Here is an 8841-nt window from a genome sequence, read left to right on the forward strand (position 1 = left end):
CACACACTATTCGTGAAGCGATGCGCATCTATGCTGCCGCACCTTCTGCCACCATTTTGTGGGGCATGGGTGTTACCCAGTGGGGTCAGGGCGTGGATGTGGTTAAAGGATTGTCAGGGTTGGCACTACTGACCGGCAATTTAGGCCGCCCAAATGTCGGCGTCGGCCCAGTTCGTGGGCAGAATAACGTACAAGGTGCCTGCGACATGGGGGCATTACCTAATATGTACCCTGGCTATCAAGCCGTGACTGACCCCGCGACACTGGAGAAGTTCGCCAAAGCCTGGGGGGTTCCTTCTCTCTCTGGCAAAATTGGTTACTCGCTGACCGACGTTCCGCACAAGGTCAAAGAAGGCAAAATCAAAGCCAACTATGTGATGGGCGAGGACCCGCTGCAAACCGAACCGGACCTTTCGATGATGCGCGAAGCATTCAGCGAATTGGAATTGCTGATTGTACAAGACATCTTTATGACCAAAACCGCTGCCGAAGCCGACGTTATTTTCCCAGCAACGTCGTGGGGCGAACATGAAGGCGTTTATTCTGCCGCCGACCGGGGTTTCCAACGGTTTGAGAAAGCAGTAGAACCCCAAGGTGACGTCAAACCGGATTGGGAAATTATCAGCCTAATGGCGACAGCCCTCGGCTATCCGATGAAATACCACAATACTAAAGAGATTTGGGACGAACTACGCGAGCTATGTCCGCTGTATTACGGCGCAACTTACGAAAAAATGGCCGGTTTGGGCTATGTTCCGTGGCCTTGTACTACTGAAGACAGCCCCGGCACACCGTGGTTATATGCGGGTAATAAGTTTGACCGCCCCGGCGGCAAAGGGCTGTTGTTTGCCAGCGAATGGCGTGCGCCAATGGAACAGGTGGATGAAGAATACCCGCTGGTGCTGTGTACCGTGCGTGAAGTCGGCCACTATTCCTGCCGCTCCATGACCGGCAACTGCTCAGCATTACAAACACTCGCCGATGAACCGGGTTACGTGCAAATCAGCCCGCAGGATGCAGATAAAATGCGCTTGCAGGACCAACAATTGGTATGGGTTGCATCGCGGCGCGGTAAGGTTATTACTCGGGTGTCAGTCAGTGAACGCATCAATGTCGGCGCGGTATATATGACTTATCAGTGGTGGATCGGCGCGTGTAATGAGCTGACACTGGACCATCTGGACCCTATCTCCAAGACGCCAGAATATAAGTATTGTGCGGTGAAATTGGAGGCCATTGCCGATCAAACTTGGGCAGAAAATTACGTGCAGCAAGAGTATAGCCAGCTGAAGGCGCGGTTACGTAGGGAAGCCGAAGTGAGTTGATCGGTTAACGGCTACTGCGCTTTGCCATTCTGGGTTTACGCAGTGCTCGCCATCGTCATGTACTTATGTACACTCCGGTGGCTGTGCGCTGGGCGCGCCCAGACTGGCTTTGCTCGCGACGCCTCGTCCGAGTAGAAAGATTTATCACGCCTTGGTTCAACTTTGCTGCTTACGAATATAGAATCTAAATCAGAACAAAAAAGACAATTACGTAAGTTATTCCATCCCATCTTCGTCTTCGATACTTTTTACTGAGATTCCTAACCGCTGCATGCGGGATAACAGTGTGGTGCGTTTCAACCCTAACTTAATTGCGGCTCCTTTCGGCCCGGCGACTACACCATTGGTTTCTCGTAATACCCGAATAATTCGCGCACGTTCAGATTCTGAAAACTCTGGCTCTTCACTCTCAGGTAATAATGGTTTGTGAACCGCTCGCTCCAATACAGGTTTCGCCACTTCTAATGGCGATAAATGATATTCCAGTTCTTGTAACTGTAAATTTAGCGTGGTGCCACGGCTGAGGATCACCGCCCGCTCAATAACATTTTCCAGTTCGCGAATATTACCCGGCCAAGGTAGGCGGCTGAGTAAACGCAATGTCTCACCCGGAATGGTATCAATAGTGCGGTTCATGCGTTTGGCTATTTTCTGAGTGAAAAATTTCACTAACAAAGGGATATCTTCAGGACGTTCACGCAACGGTGGGATCACAATTGGAAAAACATTAAGCCGATAATAGAGATCACTGCGATATTCCCGATTTACCATCATCAGTTTTAAATCTCGGTTAGTCGCGGCAATCAACCTAACATCAACTGGGATAATTTTACTGCCCCCCAGCCGCTCTATTTCTCGCTCTTGTAGAACCCGCAGGAGCTTAGGTTGCAATTCAAGAGGGATATCCCCAACTTCATCGAGAAATAACGTACCGCCATCCGCCATTTCAAAACGACCAATACGCTGTGAGGCGGCACCGGTATAAGCCCCCTTTTCATGACCAAACAGATCACTCTCCATTAAACCGGAGGGAATGGCCGCACAGTTCATTTTCACCATACGTTTATTCTTACGGGTACTTAAATTATGGATGGCACGGGCAATTAACTCTTTACCGGTGCCAGTTTCCCCCAGAATCAATACTGTACAGTCACTGGATGCCACCATTTCAACCTGTTCCAGCACTGCTTTAATAGCTGCGCTGTGACCCACTATCTCACCAAACTCTTCATTATGAATAATCTGGTCAGTCAAATAGAGATTTTCATTAACCAATGAATCTTTCAAGCGGGTAATTTCGTTGTAAGCCAAGGCATTATCGACTGCAATAGCAATTCGCGCGGCTATTTGTCGTAACAGTTTAAGGTTACTGTCAGTGAAAATATCACTCTGACATTGTGCTAATTTCAATACGCCCAGCATCTTATGACCGAAAAATAGTGGCAATAGGCAAACTGCTTGTAAGCCAGCATCCAGCATATTTGCCAGTTGTTTATCATCCGGAGCCAAAAGAGCAATATCAGCCAGATTGACGAGTAATAATTCCCGGCTGTGTAAAACCTGCCCGGCTAATGTGCCCGTCATATCTACCCAGGCTTGTTGATGCTGTACCGCTTTACCAGACTGATAGCGAGTAGAAAAAACATTCAGTTTACTTTTGTCATTGTGCGTACCACATATTGCCAAACTGATGTAATCAATATTGAAAAAGCGGTGTATCTCTTTTGAGACCTCCGCCGCTAATACATCCAACTCCAGTTTAGAAATAACCGTATTGGTGACATCCACTAGTATACGGAAATGATCCCGTTCAAAGCGCAACCGTTCGCGCTCGGAGAATGCCCGGTTTATCTCAGTAATATTGTCGACAGCGATGGCCACTACTTCTGCCAATAACCCCAGAAAGGTAATAGCTTGCTCATCAAACTGGCTATTATCGGTTTTAATAAACTCAACACAGCCTGACCAATGGTTATCATGGCCCAAAGGGAAATGGCAGCCAGCATGTAATTTCTGATACGGTGCTAAATCACCAACAGCAGAAAACTCCCTTTGCATACGGTGACTATCAGTTTGCAAAGGCGTCTGTTGCTGCCAGGCCAGTCCACCGGGGCCTTCGGCAAATAAAATATTCTGCGACGCCACAACAGTGTCAGACACATCGTCATGGGTATAGAGCGTCATTTGGTTATACAGGGGGTTAAGCAGTAATAAATTGACCCGCTGGAAACGAACGACAGAAAAAGAGAGTTTCCTGAGTTCGTTAACTAAATCGGTTATATCCCGCAGCAATAATAACTTTTTCGATACCGTGAACAATGTGTCTTGCCAGACTTGAGCCAATGAGGGGCGGAGTAGTTTTTTTGCGCTATCCATATATACCCAAAGTAATTAAGCTCAAAAAGTGGATGATAACTACTTTAAGGTATTGAAATGAACAAATATATATTAACCCGCGGTAAGCTTGATCTGGATTAACAAACTATTTTAGCACATTCACCTGTAAAGACTTATTATTGAAATTACGTCTCATTTACATAAAAAAGATCAATAAAACAGATAGTTATATACCACTGTACCTTTTTATTTGGTATTCACTATAAGCACATCGATGTATAAATTAATACATAGCGAAATGGTTATATATTCACTGAAAACCACGCATAAAATACCTAATTTCGCTCATCACCTCACCGGCACATTGTAAAGATGCCGTCAACTTCATGGTATGAAAAATGCATGAAATCCCTGTCATTAAAATAAATATTTAATTATTCCTTACCCTTCTCTTAACAAAAAAATATGCAACAAGGAGTTATCAATGAGTATTGAAAATCCCTTTGATCTGCGACTTCCGGTTGATATGGCAAAGCTTGCAGAGCAAGTTGGTATATATAAAGCCACTAAAAATCCAGCAACAACTTTTTATTTAGCGATGACCGCTGGTGTGTTTATCTCCATTGCTTTTGTCTTCTACATAACAGCAACCACCGGTACCGCAGGTGTAGCATACGGGTTGGCAAAATTAGTCGGCGGTTTATGTTTCTCCCTTGGCCTGATTCTGGTGATTATCTGTGGTGCTGATTTGTTCACCTCCACGGTGTTGATTGTGGTAGCTAAAGCCAGTGGCAAGATCAGTTGGCGACAATTAATTACTAATTGGATCAATGTCTATTTCGGTAATCTGATTGGTGCATTGTTTTTTGTTGCCCTGATTTGGTATGCCGGTCAGCATACTGCGGCGAATGGTTTATGGGGACTAAATGTGCTGCAAACAGCGGACCATAAATTACACCATACCTTTATAGAAGCGGTGTGTTTGGGAATACTGGCTAACTTGATGGTCTGTCTGGCTGTATGGATGAGTTATTCTGGCCATACTTTGACAGACAAAATTGTGGTAATGCTACTCCCCATTGGTATGTTTGTTGCCAGTGGATTTGAGCACAGCATTGCCAATATGTTTTTGATCCCATTAGCTATTGTGATCCGTGATTTTGCATCACCTGAATTCTGGCATTCGATTAATTCAGGACCAGAGCAATTCCCTTCCCTCACCATGTCCAATTTTATTATTGATAATCTTATTCCGGTGACGATCGGTAATATTATTGGTGGAGGATTATTAGTAGGGCTGACCTATTGGATTATTTATCTGCGTAATCCGGCCCATTGAACTGTGCTGGATATGATGATGTCTTTCGACAATTTTGACGAAGAATATGACAGGTAAAAAAGCCAGCCGAGTTTGACTCTGGCTGGCTTTCTTGTCTTGCTAATAGCTGATTATTTTTTCTTGGCGTATTTCAGTGAATCCAGAGCTACCGCAAAGATAATGATCGCACCTTTAATAATGTACTGCCAGTACGGGTTCACGCCGATATAAGTCAACCCGTAGTTAATCACGGTAAAGATGATAACCCCGGTCACAACACCGATAACAGTACCAACACCACCACTGAAGGATACCCCGCCCACTACGCAAGCAGCGATCGCATCTAACTCATACATAAAGCCCAGGTTATTGGTTGCACTACCGATACGACCGGCTTCTAACATCCCGCCAAATGCGTAGAACACACCAGACAGCGCATAAATCATAATTAAGTTTAGTGGCACATTAACACCAGAGACTTTTGCGGCCTCTGGGTTACCGCCGATGGCGAAAATATTTTTACCAAAGCGCGTTTTGTTCCACAGAACCCAAACAAAACCGATAGCAATCAATGCATAGAAAGTAATGTAAGAGAGTTTGAAATCACCAAATCGCAAGAACCCTTGTGCAAAGGTTGAGAATGCAGGGTCAAAACCAGCAATCGGTGAAGCACCCACGAAGTCGTAATACAGGGAGTTAATCCCGTAAACAATAATCATGGTGCCCAATGTGGTAATAAATGGTGTCACATTCAGATAAGCAATGATAATACCGTTGACCAAACCGATAATCGCGCCAATCAAACACACGGTTAAAATAACGATTGGGATAGGTACAGTCTGCAAATCTGGGAAAACTTTATTAACGTTATCCATGGCTTGCAGCATCGTTGCCGCAACCACCGCCGCTAACCCCACCTGACGACCCGCTGACAGGTCGGTACCTTGAGTCACAATCAGCCCCGCAACACCGAGCGCGATAATAATACGCACAGAAGATTGGGTCAGAATATTACTTAAGTTCATCAGGCTTAAAAATGTCGGGTCCTTGACAATAATTATTGCCAGTAATACGAATAATACGACGTAAATCCCGCTCTCTTTAAGGTAAGTGAGCATGCTTTTCTTATTTAACGCATTCATAATAAGAACCTTCGACTGGATTAGAGATGCAAGGATGCAAGACGTAATATTTCATTTTGCGTGGTTTGTTTGGTTTCAACAATTCCCGCAACTTGACCATTACTCATTACCAAAATTCTGTCAGTGATCCCTAATAGCTCAGGCATTTCAGAGGAAATAATAATAATTCCTTTGTCTTTCTTCGCTAGTTCAGTCATTAACTGATAGATTTCAAACTTAGCACCGACATCAATTCCTCGAGTCGGTTCATCCAACATTAATATTTCTGGTTGAGTTAATAGCCAGCGGCCAATAATGACTTTCTGCTGATTCCCACCAGATAAAGAACCAATACTGGTGCGATGACCCGGCGTTTTGACTCGCATAGCATCGATAACCCATTGGGTATCGCTCTTCATGCGGGTATTATCCAGCAACCCAAATTTGTTTTTATAGTTACGAATATTAGAAATCAGGGAATTAAAACCTACATCGAGATAAGCATAAATCCCGGTTGAGCGGCGCTCTTCCGTTACTAATGCAAAACCGTGATTAATGGCTTCATTGGCGCTGTGGTTATTAATACTCTTACCATGCAATTTAATCGTACCAGCTACTTTTTCGCGGATACCAAATAATGTTTCAACAATATCGGTGCGCTTAGCTCCGACCAATCCAGCAATTCCCAGAATCTCGCCTTTATGTAGATCAAAGGAGATATCACGGATTGAAGGCTGACGTAGTGAGGTCAAATTTTTTACTTCCAGAATCACTTCACCCGGCTTGTTGAGGCGATCAGGAAAACGCTGACTCAGTGAGCGCCCAACCATCATCGAGATTATTTGATCCATGGTCAGCCCTTCCAGCGGCTGGGTGGCAATCCACTGACCATCACGCAAAATAGTGATTTCATCACACAGCTGGAATATCTCTTCCATCTTGTGGGAGATATAAACAATTCCACAACCGCGTTCTTTCAATTTGCGGATAATAGTAAATAGATGATTAACTTCTTTCTCTGTTAATGAAGAAGTTGGCTCATCCATAATAACGATTTTTGCATTGTAAGAAAAAGCTTTAGCAATCTCGATCATTTGCATTTGGGATACCGATAAAGTGGCAACTTTATCGCGTGGATCAATATCAATATCCAATTCATCGAAGATAGCTTTGGTGTCTTTGTACATTTTATCTTGATCGACAAAGAAACCTTTGGTTGGGTAACGCCCCAGCCACATGTTATCCATTACGGTGCGTTGTAATACCAGGTTTAACTCCTGATGTACCATCGACACACCATGTTCTAATGCTTCTTTAGAACTTTTAAATTCTATTTCTTGCCCCTGGAAGATAATACTCCCGGAGTCTTTTTTATAGATACCAAACAGACATTTTAATAGCGTTGACTTACCTGCACCATTCTCTCCCATTAACGCATGGATCGAATTTGGCCGCACTTTAAGATTTACGTTATCTAACGCCTTTACGCCCGGAAATGATTTATTAATATTACTCATTTCCAGCAACCACTCGCGAGGTTGTGCTGTATTAATATCGGCCATAGTTATACCTGGCTAAGAATCGCCACTGAATTGTTGGGTGTTAAACTCCCGCCAGCCAGCGCGCACTCTAAAATAAGGATCAATGCAACAGAAAACCTTCAGCCCCGAAACTCGACGCCCGCTAAAGTACCGGGGCCAGAAGGTTAATATTTCTTTCCTACCCGTTGTTATTGGGTCTCTAACAAATATCGACTGTTATTTAGTAAATTCAGCCAGGTTATCTTTATCAACACCTACATACGGAATACGTACAATTTTGTTGTCAATTTTCCATTTAGTGCCTTCAGCGGCAGGTTTGCCATCGGCCAGATTTTTAGCCAGATCGAAGGTCGCTTTAGCCTGATTATTCGCATCATTCAGAACAGTACCGGCCATTTGACCTGATTTAACCAAAGCTAACGCTTCAGGTAAGGCATCAACACCAAAGACTGGAATGCTGGTTTTGTTATGCGCTTTCAATGCTTCTACTGCACCCATAGCCATCGCATCGTTATTAGCGATAACCACTTCAATTTTGTTGGCGTTAGGGCCAGATAACCAGGCATCCATCTTATCTTTAGCCTGTGCGGTATCCCACATTGCAGTATCTAGCTGCAACTGCTGCGTTGGAATGCCTTTCTCATTAAGGGTTTTAATGACATAAGTGGTACGGGCTTCAGCATCTGGATGGCCCGGCTCGCCTTTCAACAGTACAAACTGAATTTTGCCATCTTTGTTCAAATCCCAATTTGGATTAGCTTTCCAATGTTTGGCGATCAACTCACCCTGGATAACACCAGATTCTTTGGAGTCAGTACCGACATAGTAAGCTTTGTCGTAACTATCAAGCGCTTTGCGTGAAGGTTCTTTGTTATAGAACACGATTGGAACATCGTTTGCGCGAGCTTTATCAATAACCACTGGCGCTGCTGCTGGGTCAACCAGGTTGATTGCCAACGCTTTTACGCCTTTAGCCAGCAACACGTCAATTTGATCGTTTTGCTTGGATTGGTCATTCTGCGAGTCATTCATCAGTAAGGTGACGTCAGGAGATGCTTTAGCATCTTTCTCAATAGCTTTACGGACCACGGACATAAAGTTGTCATCATATTTATAAATAGTGACACCAATACGGGTATCAGCTTGAGCCGCCGCGCCGAACATCATGCTGGCAACCAGAGTCGCTAATGTGAAAACCT

At 44.3% G+C, this 8841-nt stretch carries 6 protein-coding genes; 2 read left to right on the plus strand and 4 right to left on the minus strand.

Features of this window, described 5'->3' with window-relative positions:
- Positions 1–1325, plus strand: a 1325-nt coding sequence (locus ACNSO8_RS01535; protein WP_418393618.1) for a molybdopterin oxidoreductase family protein, incomplete at its 5' end; no start/stop codon positions are given.
- Between the two features lie 216 nt (positions 1326–1541).
- Here ACNSO8_RS01535 and flhA read toward each other — a convergent pair.
- Positions 1542–3701: a formate hydrogenlyase transcriptional activator FlhA gene (gene flhA, locus ACNSO8_RS01540; RefSeq protein ID WP_172653581.1), complete on the minus strand. Its 2160-nt coding sequence runs from the start codon at positions 3699–3701 to the stop codon at positions 1542–1544.
- A gap of 445 nt (positions 3702–4146) precedes the next feature.
- On the opposite strand from flhA, the gene focA reads away from it, so the two are divergent.
- Positions 4147–5001, plus strand: coding sequence for a formate transporter FocA (gene focA / locus ACNSO8_RS01545; RefSeq protein WP_019081043.1), 855 nt, complete (start codon positions 4147–4149; stop codon positions 4999–5001).
- A gap of 110 nt (positions 5002–5111) precedes the next feature.
- Here the strand turns inward: focA and mglC are convergent, their stop codons facing one another.
- From mglC to mglB, 3 genes are all read right to left on the minus strand, one after another.
- A complete protein-coding gene (gene mglC, locus ACNSO8_RS01550) occupies positions 5112–6122 on the minus strand; it encodes a galactose/methyl galactoside ABC transporter permease MglC (RefSeq protein WP_004388732.1) in 1011 nt (336 codons plus the stop codon).
- A 20-nt stretch (positions 6123–6142) separates the two neighbouring features.
- On the minus strand, positions 6143–7663 hold the full coding sequence (gene mglA, locus ACNSO8_RS01555; protein ID WP_005162291.1) for a galactose/methyl galactoside ABC transporter ATP-binding protein MglA: 1521 nt from the start codon (positions 7661–7663) through the stop codon (positions 6143–6145).
- Positions 7664–7858: 195 nt separating this feature from the next.
- Positions 7859–8841, minus strand: a 983-nt coding sequence (gene mglB, locus ACNSO8_RS01560) for a galactose/glucose ABC transporter substrate-binding protein MglB (RefSeq protein ID WP_418393619.1), incomplete at its 5' end; no start/stop codon positions are given.

Source organism: Yersinia sp. LJYL362 (assembly GCF_048323875.1).

Excerpts from the sequence above, each read along its gene's own strand:
- flhA (WP_172653581.1), bottom strand. The coding sequence starts at position 3,701 with ATGGATAGCGCAAAAAAACTACTCCGCCCCTCATTGGCTCAAGTCTGG.
- focA (WP_019081043.1), top strand. The coding sequence starts at position 4,147 with ATGAGTATTGAAAATCCCTTTGATCTGCGACTTCCGGTTGATATGGCA.
- mglC (WP_004388732.1), bottom strand. The coding sequence starts at position 6,122 with ATGAATGCGTTAAATAAGAAAAGCATGCTCACTTACCTTAAAGAGAGC.
- mglA (WP_005162291.1), bottom strand. The coding sequence starts at position 7,663 with ATGGCCGATATTAATACAGCACAACCTCGCGAGTGGTTGCTGGAAATG.